Below are 16846 nucleotides of genomic sequence, written 5' to 3'. Positions count from 1 at the left end.
AGTGTGCACGGGGGCCGTTAGGGTTCGGTCATGGCTCTGGTCCGTACCGAAACCGTCGCCGGGGTAACGACCCTGACGCTGGACAGCCCCTCGAACCGCAACGCGCTGTCCTCCGCCCTCATGACCGACCTGTTGGACGGCCTCGGTGCCGCCCTCACCGACGCCGCGGTCCGCGCGGTGGTGATCTCCCATACCGGGCCGGTGTTCTGTTCCGGCGCTGACCTGAAGGAGACCGCCGAGGCCCGCGCGAACGGCCGGGTGCCCGCCGAGCTGCTGGCCGACGTGCTCGCCGCGATCTGGGAGTTCCCCAAGCCCGTGGTTGCCCGGGTGGGCGGTCCGGCGCGCGCGGGCGGGCTGGGTCTGGTCGCCGCGGCCGACATCGCCGTGTGCACCACGGAGTCGACGTTCGCCTTCTCCGAGGTGCGCCTGGGCGTCATCCCGGCCGTGATCAGTGCCACAGTTCTGCCGCGGCTTTCGCCCCGCGCCGCCACCGAGCTGTACCTCACCGGCAACGTGTTCGACGGCGCGCGGGCCGAGCAGATCGGCTTGGTCACCGCCGCGGTCGCACCCGATGCGCTGGATGCGGCGATCAGCTCGTACTGCGACGCGCTGGTCAAGGGTGGCCCGCTCGCCCTGGCTGGCGCCAAGCAGCTGCTGCGCCGCCCGCCGGCGACGTCGATCCGGGCTGAGCTCGCGGACCTCTCGGACCGTTCGGCGGCGTACTTCAAGTCCGCCGAGGGTGTCGAAGGAGTGACGGCATTTCGGGAAAAGCGCCCGGCGACCTGGGTGCCGGTCACCTAGGAACCGCCGGATCGTTGACTACGCTTGTCGTCCGACGACGAGGAGGTGCCGATGAAGCGCAAGCCAATCGCAATAGCTGCGGTGGTCGTGCTCGTCGGCGCCCTCGGCCTCTTCGCCGTCAGCCGGTCCTTCACCGGCGGCCTCCAGCTCCCCCGCCTCGGCCCGGAGTGCACGGTCCGGGCTGACGGCGAGGTCACCCTCGACGCGGTCCAGATGGCGAACGCGGCGACGATCACCGCGGTCGGCCTGCGGCGCAAGATGCCTGAGCGGGCCGTGGTGGTGGCGCTGGCTACCGCCTTCCAGGAGTCCAAGCTGGAAAATCTGGACAGCGGTGACCGCGATTCGGTCGGCCTCTTCCAGCAGCGGCCCAGCCAGGGCTGGGGCACGCCGGAGAAGATCCAGGACCCCCGGTACGCCGCGAACAAGTTCTACTCCGCCCTGAAGAAGGTCAAGGGCTGGAAAGACATGCGGGTCACCGACGCGGCGCAGAAGGTGCAACGGTCGGCTTATCCCAACGCGTACGAGAAGTGGGCCGACGAGTCCGAAGTGCTCGCCCGCGCGCTGACCGGCCGGGCCACCGGCGCGGTCGAGTGCACGGTCGACAGCAAGCCCGCCCTGCGCGGAGCCGCCGCCGCGGCAGCCCTGGCCGAAGTCTTCACGCTCGACTGGGGTGTGGAGGCGACGGCGGCAGAGCTCAGCTGGTCGGTGGAGAACCCGGACTCCGGCTGGCGGTATGCCCACTGGCTCGTCTCGCATGCCAAGACCACCGGCCTCGAACGGGTACGTTTCGCCGATCGGGAGTGGACCGCACCGGACGGAAAGTGGCAGCCGGTAACCGGCGATCGACGGGTCGGCAATGACACCGTGGTCGCCGAGGTTTTTGACTGACCTGCGACGATTCCCGATGTGTTCGCGCCTTGACCGGCAGGTCCGGCAGCCCGTTCGCGACCGCCTGTCCATAGCGCTGCGTATACATCGACATGGACAGACAGCGACCGTGCTGGTACTAGTTAGTCGTGCTCCAAGCCCTGGAATGGATCCTGTTGGGAGCCGCGAGCGTCGGAGCCTTCATCGTCGGGTTGAGTCGGCACCGGCCGGCCCGCATCGCCCCCTGGCTCCTGCTCGCCGCCTCCATCGCCTGCCTCGCCGTCGGTGACGTCTGCTACGCGCTCGACGCCCGAGGGTCGGCCTCGCTCTGCTACCTGACGATGTTCGTCTTCGTGGGACTTGCGCTCCTGCAGTTCACCCGCCGCGGCGCACTGCTGATGAGCCGCGCCAGGTTGATCGACATCCTCGCGGCGGCGTGCGCGGCCCTGCTGGTCCTGTGGGTTTTCATCCTGGGCGGCAGCAGCAGCGTCGCCACCCTCTCCGCCTCCGACGTGATAGGCGCCCTCCTGCTCATCGGTGTCACCGTCCGCCTGGCCGCGGCGGTCTGGTTCAACTTCTCCGCGCTGCTGCTCTGCACAGGCGCCGTGGCGATGTTCGCCAGCGACGTCGCGTACGGCCTGCACCCCGCCTGGCACACCGAGCTCGGCTACGTGGTGCTCTACCTCAGCTGGGGCGCGGCCGCCCTGCATCCGTCGATGGTCCGGCTCACCACCCCGATCCCCACCCGCCCGGCACCCTGGAACGGCAGGTGGGCGGCGCTGCTGGGGGTCTCGGTCGCCACCCCGCCGGCGGTCCTGCTGATCGAGGCCACCTCGGGCACGGTCACCGACGGCGTCGTCATCGCGGTCACCGCGGCCATCACCCTGGTGCTGACGATCACCCGCCTCGCCGACTCGGTCACCCTCAACAGTCAGGCCCTGATCCGCGAACGCGCCCTCCGCGAAGCCAGCGCGGCCCTGGTCGCCGCCGCCGACGAATCCGCCGTCGACCGGGCAGTCCGCGCTGCGGTGGCGAAGCTGATGCCGGCCATCGACCTCACGAAGGTGGTCTTCGCCACGGACGACCGCCAGCTCGCCCTCGAAGCGCTCCCGCCGGCAAGTTCGCGTACCCGTAGCTGGTCGGTGGATTCCCCCGGCTGCGGCGGCCCCACCACGTTGGTCTGTCCTCTCTGGCTGGAACCGCTCGCCGTGGCCCGGCCGAGCGGTGGCGCCCTGGTGCTGGAAGGCAACCGCGACACCTTGGCCGTCAGCCGCGACGCCCTCGAAGTCCTCGCCGGCCAGGCCGCCCTCGCACTCGACCGCATCACCCTCGTCGACGCGGTCGGCCGCCGCGACAGCGACCTCTACCTGCGCGCGGTCATCCGCAACACCGCCGACCTCATGCTGGTCATCGACGACGACCAGGCCATCCGGTACGCCAGCCCGGCTCTCCGCGAGCTCCTGGGCACACCGGACCTGCCGCCGTTCGCCACGCTCCTCGACCTGGTCCACCCGGACGACACCAGCCAGGTCCGCCGGGCGCTGCGCGAAGTAGGCGACGGCGTCCTCTACTGCGCACTCCGCCGCGCCGACGCCACCCAGGTCCTGGTCGAAGCCACCTATCGTGACCTCCGCAGCGACCGTCTCGTGCAAGGTTTCGTCGTCACCATGCGCGACGTGACCGCCGCCCACGACCCGGTCGAACAAATCCCCCACCAGGACCACCTCGACGCCCTCCCCGCTTGGGTGAACCGCCGCAGCGCCCGGCACAAATTCCGCTACTGAAAACCCTGATCCCATAAGTACGGACACCGCCCGGCCCCGTGCCACACCGCCCGACCCAGGACTTGTCCCAGGCTCTGCCGGGCGCGCCGGGCTGACCTGCCGGGCAGGCCGCACACACGAGAACGCCGGGCCCCGAACGGGGCCCGGCGTTCTGCGGCACTTCTTGTTCCGTCCAGCCCCCGAGGGGCCTGGGGTCAGCGGCGGCTGTAGCCGCGGCGACCGCCGATGCCGACGACCAGCGCCACACCCAGCGCGGCGAGAACCACCTGGAACAGCAGCTCGGTCCAGTCAACGCCACCCGTGTCGGCAACCCCGGCGGCGCGGGCGATCACGGTGCCCAGCAGCGCGGCGACGACACCGATGACCATGGTCAGCCAGATCGGAATGTTCTGCTTGCCCGGTACGACCAGGCGACCCAGGGCGCCGATGATCAGACCGACGATGAGCGCGGTGATGATGCCAGTGACAGTCATGGAGTTCCTCCTCGGGGGTGGTGCAAGTTCGTTGCGTCCGTCGAACGGCAGAGTTCCCGAGCACTCGAAAAACCAAACCGCCGATTCGGCAACAAACTCCTGACCAGACCCCGTCTGCGGACCCCGGCAAGAACCGTCGCTGCAGCTCGCGCCCTTCACCACCGGCACGCAAAATTCGGCCGAGAACCCACCTCGAAAGGGGTGACCGACCCGTTGCCGGGATGCACTGAGCGCCACCCCACGGCTGCGAGATGGCGCTCGACGTCACTGTGCGGGCGGCGCGTGCTACTTCTTGGCGCTGCCCTTGGTGTCGGGGGTGTCCGAGGTCGACAGTGCGGCGATGAAGGCCTCCTGCGGCACCTCCACCCGGCCGACCATCTTCATCCGCTTCTTGCCTTCCTTCTGCTTCTCGAGCAGCTTGCGCTTCCGGCTGATGTCACCGCCGTAGCACTTGGCGAGCACGTCCTTGCGGATAGCGCGGATGGTCTCGCGGGCGATGATCCGGCTGCCGATCGCGGCCTGGATCGGCACCTCGAACTGCTGGCGCGGGATCAGTTTCTGCAGCTTGGCCGCGATGGTGATGCCGTAGTTGTAAGCCTTGTCCTTGTGCACGATGGCACTAAACGCGTCGACCGGTTCGCCGTGCAGCAGGATGTCGACCTTCACCAGGTCGGCCACCTGCTCGCCGGACGGCTCGTAGTCGAGGGAGGCGTACCCCTTGGTCTTGCTCTTGAGCTGGTCGAAGAAGTCGAAGATGATCTCCGCCAGCGGCAGGGTGTAGCGCAGCTCAACCCGCTCGGACGACAGGTATTCCATGCCGAGCAAGCTGCCCCGGCGGCTCTGGCACAGCTCCATGACCGCGCCGACGTACTCGTTGGGCACCAGCACCGTAGCCCGCACGACCGGCTCGTGGATCTCAGCGATCTTGCCCGCCGGGAACTCACTCGGGTTGGTGACCACGACCTCCTGCATGTCCTCGGTCACCACCTGATAGATCACGTTGGGAGCGGTGGAGATGAGGTCGAGGTTGAACTCGCGCTCCAGCCGCTCCGAGATGATCTCCAGGTGCAGCAGTCCGAGGAAGCCGCACCGGAAGCCGAACCCGAGCGCCGTGGAGGTCTCCGGCTCGTAGACCAGGGCCGCGTCGTTGAGCTTGAGCTTGTCGAGCGCGTCCCGCAGCGCCGGGTAGTCGGAGCCGTCGATCGGGTAGAGGCCCGAGTAGACCATCGGCCGCGGGTCCTTGTAGCCGCCGAGGGCTTCCTTGGCCGGGCGGGCGTTGCCGGTGACGGTGTCGCCGACCCGGGACTGCCGCACGTCCTTCACGCCGGTGATCAGGTAGCCGACCTCGCCGACCCCGAGCGCCCCGGCCTTCTCCATCTCGGGCGAGACGACGCCGATCTCCAGCAGCTCGTGCACGGCGCCGGTCGACATCATCTTGATCTTGTCGCGGGCCTCGATCCGCCCGTCGATCACCCGGACATAGGTCACGACGCCGCGGTACACGTCGTAGACGGAGTCAAAGATCATCGCCCGCGCGGGCGCATCGGCCGCGCCGACCGGCGGCTGGAACTGCCGGACGATCTCGTCCAGTAGATGCTCCACACCCACACCGGTCTTGCCCGAGACTTTCAGCACATCACTGGTCTCGCACCCGATCAGCTTGGCGAGCTCCTCGGCGTACTTCTCCGGCTGGGCGGCCGGAAGATCGATCTTGTTCAGCACGGGAATGATGTGCAGATCGTTCTCCATAGCCAGATACAGGTTGGCCAGGGTCTGCGCCTCGATCCCCTGCGCGGCGTCGACGAGAAGGACAGCCCCCTCACACGCGGCCAGGCTGCGGGACACCTCGTAGGTGAAGTCCACGTGCCCGGGAGTATCGATCATGTTGAGCACCGCAGACTGGCCCTGCTGGTCGCCGTTGCGAACCTCCCAGGGCATCCGCACGGCCTGGCTCTTGATCGTGATGCCACGCTCACGCTCGATGTCCATGCGGTCGAGGTACTGCGCGCGCATCTGCCGCGGGTCGACCACCCCGGTGATCTGCAACATCCGGTCGGCCAAGGTCGACTTGCCGTGGTCGATGTGCGCAATGATGCAGAAGTTCCGGATCCGACCCGGATCGGTCGCTCCGATGATGTTCACGCCGGGGTCGAGCGGTCCAGGCACGTTCGTCCGTTCTGATCGATCAGGTCATTCCTGCTGTCTGGGCAACCGGCTCCGAAGCCGGTCCCCCTATCGTCCCACGTCGCGAACCCACCCCGGACAAGACCCGATCCTCCGGCCCACCCTGCCCGGACCACGCCGCCCGCAGTCCACCCGTTCAGACCCGATCCTCCGGCCCACGCTGCCCGGACCACGCCGCCCGCAGCCGACCCGCTCAGACCCGATCCAGAGCCCGATGCGGCACGGCAACCGGAAGCTCGACCGTCACGCCATCCCCGGGCCGCACCACCCCGCCGCGCAAGACCACCGCCATGATCCCGGCTCTTCGGATCGGAGTGCCGTCAGCGCCCTTGCCCAGCACCCGCTTGAGCAGCCCAGGCTGAAAGTTGTTGATCTGCTGACAAGGATTCCGCAGCCCCGTCACCACGACAGCCGGCCGCTCATCACCCCGCACGGCCCGCGTTTCCTCTGCCGCAACCACAGCAGCCAACACTGCGATCGCATCAGCAGCCGCACCCTCGAGCACCACCCGCCGACCAACATCGACCACCTCCATCGCCCCCGCAGCACCACCACTTCCCGCCGCACCGCCCGCCCCCATACCGGGACGGTCCGCCGCACCACTCGCGCCCGCATCCAGCCCGCCTACCGCACGATCTACTCCTGTACCCGAAGTGTCTGGTCCCGCGCCCGGGCCTTCTGCTCCCGTGCCCAGACCGTGGACCTCCCGCGGCTCGCGAGCACCGAGCGAGGGTTCGGCGGGCTGGGCGCCGAAGCGGAGAATCGTTCCACAAGGGAGTGACAGCAGGTCGATGCCAGCGGTGGTCACGTTCTCCCCTAGCCCACCCTGCGGCACGGCATGGCCGAGCTCACGCACCTCCTCGAGCAGCTCGGCCTGAATCAGGTGGACCTGCCGAAGGTTCGGCTGACCCGGATCGACCGCGACCCGGCTGCGATGACGGACCGTGACACCGGCATGCGCATCACCGCGCACTCCCCAGCCCACGACCAGCTCAATAGCCGCCCGTGGCGGCTTACTGAACGAATGCGTGTCGTCGCTGTGCACGCCAGCGACAACCCCCTGCGGAATACTCACGTCGAACCACTTCCTCCCCGCCGCCGCACGAGCGGCCGCAATGCGCGCACGGCCGAGTCTCGGGTGCATCGCACGGCACGCCCAGCCCTGTCGGCTCTGCTCCGGCGCTTCCGGGCACAGCGCCGCAGCCCGGCGCCGCTGGCTTTGTGTGCGGGACTGCGGTTGTCGGAGCTGTTGGCGTCCAGAGGCAGGGGCAGGCTGACGCGACCAGTGCTGACCACGCGACGCCCTTGTCCCGCCGGCTCTACTCGGGCGCCTCCAGGAACAGCGAGGACAGGCGGGGCAGGCGGCGTTGCATCTCCTCTTCGTCGTCGAAGTCCCAGAGCATCGATGCGTCCAGGCGGGCCGGTGCGGTGTCGGCAGGTGGCAACTCGTCGCTCGTGGCCTCGCGGTAGGCAGCCTGGGGAATCGTGAGGATCTCCTCCGCTTCGAAGACCGCGCCGGTGGTGGCGGCGGATCGCACCGCGGGCAGGTCGGCGAGGGAGTCGGGGTCGCGGACGGCACGGGCCAGGACCTCGCGGCCATGGGCGATGAGCCAGCCGCGGAAGTGGTCGAAACCGTCGTCTGAGCAGCCGCCGTTGATCAGGTAGGCCGCTGCCCACAAATCCTCTTTGCCGGAGGCGGCCAGGACCTTGTCGAGGTGTCGGGCCCACGCCACGATCTCGGCGGGATCACGCCGGGCCAGGTCGGCAATGGCCCGATGCGCGACCTCGTCGGGCGAGCCCGGCCGGTCGGCGGTCGCCCGGTCGATGACCGCCCAGAAGTCGTCCGTTCTCATGGCGACAGCCAACCAGAGGGGTACGACAAACCTGTGGAGGCAGGATGGGGACATGCGCCCGCCATCGCTGCCTGAGGTTGCTTACGGAGCTACCGCCGTACGCCCGCCTTGGGGGGATTTGCCGTTGCCGTTGCGGGCCGCGATCGAGGCGCGACTCGGCGGCAGGGTGACCGCCGCGACCACCGCGGGTGGGGGTTTCACCAGGGCATTCGCGGCCGTCGTCGAGACCGCGGCCGGCGACCGTGCGTTTCTCAAGGCGGCACCTTGGGCCACCCCGGCAGCCGATGCGTACGCCCGTGAGGCACTCGTCACAGCCACGCTGCCCGCACAGGTACGCGCCGCGCGACCACGCTGGACACTCGACATCGCAGGGTATTTCGTGCTGTGCCTGGATCCGATCGATGGCCGCGTGCCGGAGCTGCCCTGGAGTCCGACCGCACTCACGGCAGCGTTGGCGGCGTGGGACACGGCCGCGGCTGCGCTGACCCACCCGTCGATGCCCGGATTGCCGCAGCTCAGCGACATCGTGCGGGATGAGTTGTCCTGGTGGTCAGCGAGTGTCGCCGGGCGCGCGCCCCTGCCAACCGCGCCGACCTGGGTCCGCGACCACCTGGCCGAGCTGGCCGCCTTGGAGCGGAGGCTGCCGGCCCTGGTCGCCGGCTCCCACATGCTCCATGGCGACCTGCGCATCGACAACATCATGATCGATGTGTACGGGCAAGCCTGGCTCTGTGACTGGACGTGGCCGTGTCTCGGCGCACCCTGGTTCGACACGGTGACGCTGCTGGTCACGGCGTACGCCAGCGGCCATGACGTTGATCGCATGCTCGCGGCCCGAGACGTCCCGACAGCCGTCGTGGACGGGGCGTTGGCGGCCCTAAGCGGCTACTGGCTGACCCGTGCCGCGGGAGGTCCGAGCTCCGCCTCGCCGCACAGCCGCCAGCACCAGAAATTCAGCGGCGAACAGGCGCTGGCCTGGCTCGCGTCGCGCCGAAACTGGGACGCTCAGCCCTAGGCCGTCCCCTGGCGGCCCACAGCGCGACGGACTCGGCCCTCAGCGGCTGTGCCGGCTCGGTTTGGGTGGGCCGGAGCAGGCCTGATACATTGGTTCGTCGCGTGTGGTGACGTGCTGCTGCTCGCTTTCGTTACCACCGTCCGAGTACATCATCCGAACTAGTCAGGACAAGGCTGTCGCGTGGCGAACATCAAGTCCCAGATCAAGCGCAACCGGCAGAACGAGAAGGCCCGGCTGCGCAACAAGTCGGTCAAGTCGTCGCTGAAGACCGTGATTCGCAAGCTGAACGAGGCGAGCGAGGCCGGCAACACCGAGACGGCCACCGCGCTGCTGCGGGACGCCTCGCGCCAGCTCGACAAGGCCGTGAGCAAGGGCGTCATCCACAAGAACCAGGCGGCGAACCGCAAGTCGGCCATCGCCAAGCGGGTCGCCTCGCTGTCTGCCTGATCACTGGCTACCACGGTCGCGCCTCGGCGTGATCGGGTCATGGATCACACCTCCGGGCACCGCCGGACCTCCGGGTCCAGCGGTGCCTGAGTTGTTTCCGCACACGGCGGCGTAGGCGCAGGTTCCGCCGGACAAGTCGCCGCTCTGAGTTCATGGCTTGCGTTGGCGCCTCCAGGGGGCCTTCACTGCGGTCTTGGTCTCGCGCGACCCGGCCGGATGGGGCATGCGGAGGTCGGGACGGCAGCGGCGGGCCTGTGTGCCACGGGACGTAGCGGTGTCCGTACGGTAAAAGATCTTCAAAGCGCCAACAGGGCGGATCGGAACACGCCCGGATTAGGCCTTGTGTTTGGTTTGACCCCCGGCTATCGGTCGGGATGTGTGTCGAATCACGTTCGGCTCGGACGGCGGACGTCCCGCCTGATCGAGGCGGGGACGCAGCCGGCAAGCATGGCGGGTTGCCGATATGTCTGGTTTCGCATTCGATGATCAGATCGCTGCGCGCAGGAGTGAGGATCGCGGAAGTGCCGGACCAGCATGCAAAGATTCTGTACGTGAACAGCGCGCCCCCCACCCCCCTCGTTCTGGTTCTCGGTGACGAGGAGCTGCTGGCCGCCCGTGCGGTCACCGCGACGGTCGATGCGGCGCGGGAGCAGGACCCTGGCGCTGACGTCCGGGAGTACGAAGCCGGTCAACTCTCCGCTGGCGAAGTGGCCGAGATGCTCAGCCCGTCCCTGTTTGGTGGGCGGCGGGTGCTGGTCGTGCGGGCCGGGCAGGACGCGCGCAAGGACCTGGTGTCCGCTCTGTTGGCTTATGCGAAGAGCCCGGATCCTGAGGTGACGCTGGTCGTCACCCACCTCGGCGGGGCCAAGGGCAAGGCGTTCGCGGATGGGCTGAAGTCCGCGGGGGCCGCCGTGGTGCCGGCGGTCAAACTCAAGGGCGACCGGGAGCGGATCGCGTTCGTGCGGGACGAGTTCCGGCGGCACGGCGGGCGCTGCGACGAGGCAGCCGCCGCCGCCCTCCTCCAAGCGGTCGGCACCGACCTGCGCGAGATCGCCGCAGCCTGCTCACAGCTGCTCGCCGACACCGACGGCAAGATCAACGCCGCGGTGGTCGCCCGCTACTACAAGGGCCGGGCCGAGGTCAGCGGGTTCGCCGTGGCCGACGCCGCGATGATCGGCGATGTGCCGGGGGCGTTGGAGGCCCTGCGGTGGGCGCTGCATGTCGGCGTGGACCCGGTGCCGATCGCGGACGCGCTCGCCGACGGGGTGCGGACCGTTGCGCGGGTGGCCTCCGCGGGGCGCGGCAATCCCTATCAGCTGGCTAGCTCGCTCGGCATGCCCGCGTGGAAAATCCAGAAGGCGCAGGAACGCAGCCGGGGCTGGAGCCCGGAAGGCCTGGTCGACGCGATGCGCGCCGCCGCCGACTGCAACGCTGCGGTGAAGGGCGGCGCCGAGGACCGAGGTTACGCCCTGGAGCAGGCAGTCTTCGCGGTGGCGCAGGCCCGCCGGTCCGGCGGTGCCCGATGAGTCGGTCCCGCCGCGCCGGGCTGTCCCGCGACGAGGTACGCCGCCAGCCGCTGTACGCGCGAATGCTGGGCCTGCAATACCTCGCCCCCAGCGGTTTCCTCTGTTTCGTTTTCCTCGAAGGCGCTGTCGCGCTCGGCATCCTGCTCGCGCTGGCGGAGCTGGTCAGCTGGTGGGGAGTGCTGGTGCTGCCGGCCACCGTCGCGGTAATGGTCAAGTTGAACGATGTGGTGGCCGGCGCGCTCACCAAGCCTCAGGTGCGACCGACCATAGTGGCGCCGCGCAGCGCGCCGGATGCGGGACTGGGTCTGTGGGACGGCGCGGACATCGCTCCGGACACTGGGGGGTTGGGCGCGGAAACGGTCCGGCTCTCCCGACCGCTCGTCGCTGAGGCGACCGAGCCGCCCGCGGACCTCGGCCGGTTCGCAGGCCACGTCAGCCACGACGGATCCCCACGCTTCTCCCTTCCCGGCGACGGCGATCTCCCTGGTCGTAGCGATACACGGCCGGGTTGGACGCCACGCGCGCCTACCGCGCCGACGGGTGCCGGCGGCCCCATTTCGGCGTCCGGGCCGGATGTCGGCGAGCCGGGCCTCCTGCATGACCCGCGCGCGGTACAGCAGTGGACCAACCACCTGGAAGAGCAGCAGCAGCGCGCCCGCCAATCGGCAGCCCGCCGCTACGAATAACGGTTGAGCGCTCCCGCCCGGAAAATCGCGGGCGCGCGGAAGCCGTACCAGGTACAAGATCTCTTTATGATCCACGAGCAGAACGAAACCCGGATTGCCCTCGTCACGGCGGACCTGTTCCCCGACCTGTACATCGACGACCACCCGCTCCGCGATGCACTGCTCGCGCGCGGCGCGACCGTGGACGCGGTCCGCTGGGATGATCCGGCCGCCGACTGGGACGGCTACGACCTGGTCGTCCTGCGGTCGCCCTGGGACTACCAGGGACGGCATGACGAGTTCCTCGCCTGGACGCGTACGGTGCCGAGGCTGGTCAACCCGGCCGACATCGTCGCGTGGAACACCGACAAGCACTATCTGAGCGAGCTGGCCGCCGCCGGGTTGCCCATCACTCCCACGGCCTTCGTCGAACCCGGCGAGACGTGGACGCCCCCGGAGTCGGGCGAGTGGGTCATCAAGCCGACTGTCAGCGCGGGCAGCCGCGACACCGGCCGGTACGCCCTGCCCGAGGACCTGCCCGCGGCGCAGGCACACGTGGAACGGCTGTCCGCTGCCGGGCGTACGTCGATGATCCAGCCGTATCTCGCGGCGGTCGACACCGCGGGTGAAACGGCGCTGCTGTGCTTCCCGGACGAGACCGGCGCGATGACGTTCAGCCACGCCATTCGCAAGGGTGCGCTGCTGACCGAACGTGGTGAACGCACCGGCGAATATCAGGAAGAGATCACCCCGCGCATCCCCACCGAGCCGGAGCTGAAGCTCGCCGAGGAGGTCCTGAGGGAGGTGCCGGGTGGCGCGGAACGGCTGCTCTACGCCCGGATCGATCTCGTTCCTGGCGCAGACGGCACGCCGTTGCTGCTCGAGCTGGAACTAACCGAGCCGACACTGTTCCTGCGGTACGCGGACGGCGCGGCTGAGCGGCTTGCCGATGCCGTGCTGCGCCGGGTCTGACCGCTGTCATGGTCGTCACCTCGAATCGGAGTGGTGGCCGATCGCTTCTTCGCTGAGCGCCCCGAACAGCTGCGACCGCGACCGCGGCGGCAGAGGCGGTCAGAACTGCTGATCGCTGAGCCACTGGTCGAAGGTTTGGCCGCCGCGGGCGCCCGGTCCGGTCGGGAGGAGGCCGCCCCGGGACATCGGCCCCGGAACCCACAGCGGAAGCACCGGACGCCGTCGTGCACCGCCCGCGGCGATGAGCCGGCGCGCCATCGCGACCAACGATTCCTCGCGCGGCCCGGCCAGGTCGCCTGCCATGGCCTGCGGTTCGCCGGCAGCGAGGGCGACCAGGGCCTCGGCGACCTCGCGGACCGCGATCGGCTGCACCGTCATCTTCGGCACGACCGCGACCGGGCCGGGAACCTGCGCGAGCAGCTGTCCCGCAAACTCGTGGAACTGCGTCGCCCGCAACACGCTCCAGGGCACCCCGCCGGTGCGAACGACCGCCTCCTGGTGCAGCTTTCCCTGGTAGTAGCCGGTCTTGACGCGGTCGATCCCGACGATCGAGAGTGCCACGTGGTGCCGCACCCCGGCCCGGGCGGCCGCACCGAGCAGGTTTCGGCTGGCCCGCTCGAAGAAGTCGACGGCGACCTGGCGCCGCATCGTCGTGATGTTGCTGACGTCGATGACGGCTTCCACTTCGGCCAACGCCGCGTCGAGACCAGCGCCGGTGAGCAGGTCGGTCCCGCGCGACCGGGCCAGCACCACCGGCTCATGGCCCGCGGCGGCAAGCACCTGCACCACGTGCCTACCGGTCAGGCCGGTGCCACCCGCGACTGCCACCTTCATCGTTGCGCTCCCTTCACCGAAACTCGCTGTGGACCAGGGACGAACCACCCCCGGTCAATGTGACACCGGATCCACGTTTCCGTGAGCCGGATCACGAGGTGGGTGGGTCGCCGCGGGCGACGACCGCGAGGCCGTCGTCCGTCACGACAACGGCCAGATCACCCCCTTCATCCGTACGCAGTACGCGCGCACCGCCCCGCGCCAACCGCGACAGCAACGCCCCATTCGGGTGCCCGTAGTCATTTCCGCGCCCGACTGACACCAGCGCCACCGCCGGATCCACCGCGTCGACAAACTCGGACGACTGGTACGCGCTGCCGTGGTGCGCCACCTTCAACACATCAGCCCGCAGTGCCCCCGCTCCGAACCGGCCGAGTAGGTCTTCCTGTTCTTCGGTCTCCGCGTCGCCAGGCAGCAACACTGTCCGTCCAGCCACCTGGGCGGACAGCACCAACGAGTTGTTGTTCGGATCCGAGTTGGTGCCATGCGCCGGCGCAACCGGGCCCAGAACGGCCACGGCGAGACCGCCAGCGTCGAATGTCCAGCCCGGACCCACTGCGGTGACTGGTGTCCGGGCGGCAGCAGCTTGGGCGAGGACCGCGGTACGCCCTCCGGCCGGCTCGGGCCAGTCGGGGGTTACCACCGCCGCGACCGTACGGCCCCGGAACACGCCCGCTAGCCCACCGATGTGGTCGATGTGGAAATGGCTGACAACGAACAGCACCACCTCGCGTACGCCGAGCCGCCGCAGGCACCGGTCGACCGCAGCCGGATCGGGCCCGGCATCGACAACGACCGCCCGTCCCTGCCCCGCCGGCAACACCACGGCGTCTCCCTGCCCCACCGCGCACGCGACCACAATCCAGCGCGACGGCGGCCAACCGGAGGCCAGCAACCGTACGGGAAAGGCGCCGAGCACCGCTCCGGCGGTGACAATCGCGACCAGCTTCCGCACGACGGGTCTGCGGGCCGCGATCAGCAGCGCGATCGTGAGCGCCGCCAGCAGCAGCGCACCGGCCAGACCACCGGGCCAGGGCACTGCCCCGGCCGGCAAGCGGGCGCCGTGCGTGGCGACGAGCACCAGCCAACGCGCGGGCCACTGCCCTAGCCACGCCGCAAACTCGGCTCCGGCAGGCCACACGGGCGACAGCACGGCGGCCGAAACCCCCAACAGGGTCGCCGGTGCGATGGCCGGGACCACCAGCAGGTTCGCCGGTACGGCCACCAGGCTGACGTTGCCCGAGATCGCCGCTACGACCGGCCCACAGGCAACCTGGGCAGCGGCTGGAACCGCCAGCGCATCGGCCGCCACCACGGGCCAGCCGCGGTGCCGCAACGCCTCCCGCCAGCCTGGTGCGATCAGCAGCAAACCTGCGGTGGCTAGTACGGACAGGGCGAAACCCACGTCACCGGCGAGCTCAGGATCGACGATAACCAGCGCAGCCACCCCGGCCGCCAAAGCGGGGACCGCGGCGCGCGGACGTCCCATGGCAAGTCCGAGCAGTGCGATCGCACCCATCGCCGCAGCTCGCACGACACTCGGGGAGGGGCGGGCGAGAATGACGAAACCGACCAGCGCGAGCGCACACACCAGTGCTGTCAGAACCGGCCCGGCGCGGGCCCACCGCACGAGGAACAGCACGACGCCGAGGATGATCGCCACGTTGGCGCCGCTGACGGCATTGAGATGCGTCATGCCGGTTGCCCGGAAGTCCTCTTCGAGGGTGGGATCCATCCGGCTCGTGTCCCCTACGACGAGGCCCGGCAGGAGTCCGCCGACATCGTCCGGTAACGGCGCGCAGGCTCGCTGCAGACCTGCTCGCAGCGCGCCAGCTAGCCGCTGCGCCGGTGATGACCGGCCGGTGAGCAGGGGTGGGTCCTTAACGGACAGGACGGCCACGCGCAGGTCGCCGCCGCGAGGTGCCAGCAGTCGCCCGGTGACTGCGGCTCGTTGGCCGGGCAGGAGCGGTCGCCAGGCGGGGTCCGCTCCGAGGACGAGGGCTCGCGCTGACAGTCGGAGCGAGGCACCGTCCTCGGGATGAATCGCGGTCAGCTCGATGGGAATGAGGTAGGTGGCCGGGAGGCCGGGTGAGCCGCGGAGCGCGCGGGGGTCATCCCGCACGATCAGTTCCACGCGGGCGGTGGCGCCGGCGTCGACGAGGGCGGCCAACGGACCAGCCTCGCGCACAGCGACTCGGGCAGCCGTGGCGGCAGCGCCGCAGCCGGCCCCGAGCAACGCCGACACCAGCACGAACCGCGCAGCCCGCCAGCGCGAGCGACCGCGGATGGGCATGCGACCACTCGTCCGCTGCCGCTCCGGCCACCTTGGCAGGAGAGTGAGGGCTGCAAGAACGAATGCGGCGGCCGCGATGCCGAGGCCGGTGCGAAACGACAGGTAGAGGCAGGACAGGGCAGCTAGCCACACCGCGATGGCGAATCCGCCTAGCCGCGGGTCCGGCAATGACCCGGCGACCCGGTCCGGATCGGCTGGCCCTGTCATACGGACACCAGTTCTTTGAGTTGCTCGTAGCGCGCGGTGCCGATGCCGTCGACTTTGCGGAGGTCGGTAATGGCGCGGAAGCCGCCTTGGGCGTCGCGGGCGTCGAGGATGCGTTGGGCGAGGACCGGGCCGACGCCGGGGAGGGTGTCGAGGTCTGCCAGCGTGGCGGTATTGAGGTTGAGGGGCCCACTGGCCGGGCTGCTACCGCCAGCGGCCGGAAGGGCGGCGCCCGGGGGCAGGGGGACGCCCACCATGATGAGCTCGCCGTCGACCACCTTGCGTGCCAGATTGAGCGAGGCGATGTCGACGCCGGGCTTGGCCCCGCCGGCGGCCCGGACCGCGTCGGCGACGCGCGCACCCGCAGCGAGCTCCACCAGGCCCGGTTTGTGCACTTTGCCGCCGACAGCGACGACCACCTCGGCCGGCCGGGACGACGCCGGAGCGCTCCCGACGAGGGACCCGGTGCCGGCCAAACCGGCGGCAACAGCAGGGTCCGCGGTGGGGGCAGCAGCGGCGGGGGCGACCGGGTCGATTCGGGGCCGCGCCCGCCAGGCCAGCAGCGCCGCGATCACCACGACCACGAGCGCGACGGCCGCGAGCGCCTTGATGCCTCGCCGCCCAGGGTCGAAAGCGCCGAGGCGTGCACGAGCGCCACCGCCAAAAGCGCCGCGCGCACCTGCGCCACCGCCAAAAGCGCCGCGCGCACCTGCGCCACCGCCAAAAGCGCCGGGGCCGTCGAGCGAAGCGGCCTCGCTTTCGGGCGGGTCCGGCCAGGCGACGCGAGAGTGCGGGGACCCGCTCCAAGCCGGCCGATAAGCGAGATCATCCAGCATCGAAGCCGAGCCACCCAGCGCAGGCCGACCGGCGGAAGCGGCGGTGGAAGCGGCTACCAGAGCAGACGGAGCAGTCGAACCCGCGACCACAC

The 16846-nt window shown here is 69.9% G+C and carries 14 protein-coding genes and 1 pseudogene; 8 read left to right on the top strand and 7 right to left on the bottom strand.

The window, feature by feature from the left end:
- Positions 1-30 precede the first annotated feature (30 nt).
- The 3 genes from ACIA1L_RS04105 (at position 31) to ACIA1L_RS04095 (ending at position 3452) form a co-directional block, all read left to right on the top strand.
- Positions 31-801: an enoyl-CoA hydratase-related protein gene (locus tag ACIA1L_RS04105; protein WP_396071044.1), complete on the top strand. Its 771-nt coding sequence runs from the start codon at positions 31-33 to the stop codon at positions 799-801.
- A gap of 51 nt (positions 802-852) precedes the next feature.
- The gene (locus ACIA1L_RS04100) at positions 853-1689 is read left to right on the top strand and encodes a hypothetical protein (protein WP_396071043.1); all 837 of its coding nucleotides are present in this window, start codon (positions 853-855) and stop codon (positions 1687-1689) included.
- A 128-nt stretch (positions 1690-1817) separates the two neighbouring features.
- Entirely contained in the window at positions 1818-3452 is a 1635-nt protein-coding gene (locus tag ACIA1L_RS04095) for a PAS domain-containing protein (RefSeq protein WP_396071042.1), read from the top strand.
- Between the two features lie 194 nt (positions 3453-3646).
- Here the strand turns inward: ACIA1L_RS04095 and ACIA1L_RS04090 are convergent, their stop codons facing one another.
- The 4 genes from ACIA1L_RS04090 to ACIA1L_RS04075 all read right to left on the bottom strand — a co-directional run bounded on the left by ACIA1L_RS04090 (position 3647) and on the right by ACIA1L_RS04075 (position 7962).
- The gene (locus ACIA1L_RS04090; protein ID WP_396071041.1) at positions 3647-3925 is read right to left on the bottom strand and encodes a GlsB/YeaQ/YmgE family stress response membrane protein; all 279 of its coding nucleotides are present in this window, start codon (positions 3923-3925) and stop codon (positions 3647-3649) included.
- A gap of 285 nt (positions 3926-4210) precedes the next feature.
- On the bottom strand, positions 4211-6091 hold the full coding sequence (gene lepA / locus ACIA1L_RS04085) for a translation elongation factor 4 (RefSeq protein ID WP_396071040.1): 1881 nt from the start codon (positions 6089-6091) through the stop codon (positions 4211-4213).
- 211 nt (positions 6092-6302) lie between these two features.
- On the bottom strand, positions 6303-7184 hold the full coding sequence (locus tag ACIA1L_RS04080) for an MOSC domain-containing protein (RefSeq protein WP_396071039.1): 882 nt from the start codon (positions 7182-7184) through the stop codon (positions 6303-6305).
- Positions 7185-7428: 244 nt separating this feature from the next.
- The gene (locus ACIA1L_RS04075) at positions 7429-7962 is read right to left on the bottom strand and encodes a DUF4240 domain-containing protein (RefSeq protein WP_396071038.1); all 534 of its coding nucleotides are present in this window, start codon (positions 7960-7962) and stop codon (positions 7429-7431) included.
- A gap of 52 nt (positions 7963-8014) precedes the next feature.
- On the opposite strand from ACIA1L_RS04075, the gene ACIA1L_RS04070 reads away from it, so the two are divergent.
- The 5 genes from ACIA1L_RS04070 (at position 8015) to ACIA1L_RS04050 (ending at position 12587) form a co-directional block, all read left to right on the top strand.
- Positions 8015-8977, top strand: coding sequence for a phosphotransferase family protein (locus ACIA1L_RS04070; RefSeq protein ID WP_396071037.1), 963 nt, complete (start codon positions 8015-8017; stop codon positions 8975-8977).
- 180 nt (positions 8978-9157) lie between these two features.
- Complete coding sequence (gene rpsT / locus ACIA1L_RS04065) at positions 9158-9424, top strand: 30S ribosomal protein S20 (RefSeq protein ID WP_071810155.1); 267 nt, start codon at positions 9158-9160, stop codon at positions 9422-9424.
- 551 nt (positions 9425-9975) lie between these two features.
- The gene (holA, locus tag ACIA1L_RS04060; protein ID WP_396071036.1) at positions 9976-10950 is read left to right on the top strand and encodes a DNA polymerase III subunit delta; all 975 of its coding nucleotides are present in this window, start codon (positions 9976-9978) and stop codon (positions 10948-10950) included.
- Positions 10947-11636: a hypothetical protein gene (locus tag ACIA1L_RS04055; RefSeq protein WP_396071035.1), complete on the top strand. Its 690-nt coding sequence runs from the start codon at positions 10947-10949 to the stop codon at positions 11634-11636. Before holA ends, ACIA1L_RS04055 begins: the two co-directional genes overlap by 4 nt.
- 66 nt (positions 11637-11702) lie before the next feature.
- On the top strand, positions 11703-12587 hold the full coding sequence (locus ACIA1L_RS04050) for a RimK family alpha-L-glutamate ligase (protein WP_396071034.1): 885 nt from the start codon (positions 11703-11705) through the stop codon (positions 12585-12587).
- A gap of 99 nt (positions 12588-12686) precedes the next feature.
- On the opposite strand, the gene ACIA1L_RS04045 is transcribed toward ACIA1L_RS04050, so the two are convergent.
- The 3 genes and pseudogenes from ACIA1L_RS04045 to ACIA1L_RS04035 form a co-directional block, all read right to left on the bottom strand.
- Positions 12687-13421 (bottom strand): SDR family oxidoreductase, encoded by a 735-nt coding sequence (locus tag ACIA1L_RS04045; protein WP_396071033.1) that lies wholly within the window; start codon positions 13419-13421, stop codon positions 12687-12689.
- Between the two features lie 91 nt (positions 13422-13512).
- Complete coding sequence (locus ACIA1L_RS04040; protein WP_396071032.1) at positions 13513-15921, bottom strand: ComEC/Rec2 family competence protein; 2409 nt, start codon at positions 15919-15921, stop codon at positions 13513-13515.
- Positions 15918-16556 (bottom strand): annotated as a pseudogene (locus tag ACIA1L_RS04035) (ComEA family DNA-binding protein); the annotation flags it as partial. The pseudogene ACIA1L_RS04035 and the gene ACIA1L_RS04040, both read right to left, overlap by 4 nt.
- Positions 16557-16846: the final 290 nt, after the last annotated feature.

The sequence above is a fragment of the Actinoplanes sp. NPDC051859 genome, assembly GCF_044452725.1.
In the GTDB taxonomy this organism is placed as follows: Bacteria; Actinomycetota; Actinomycetes; order Mycobacteriales; family Micromonosporaceae; genus Actinoplanes.
The sequence above is the reverse complement of the archived record's forward strand: the minus strand, read 5'-3'. Positions and strand labels throughout refer to the sequence as shown.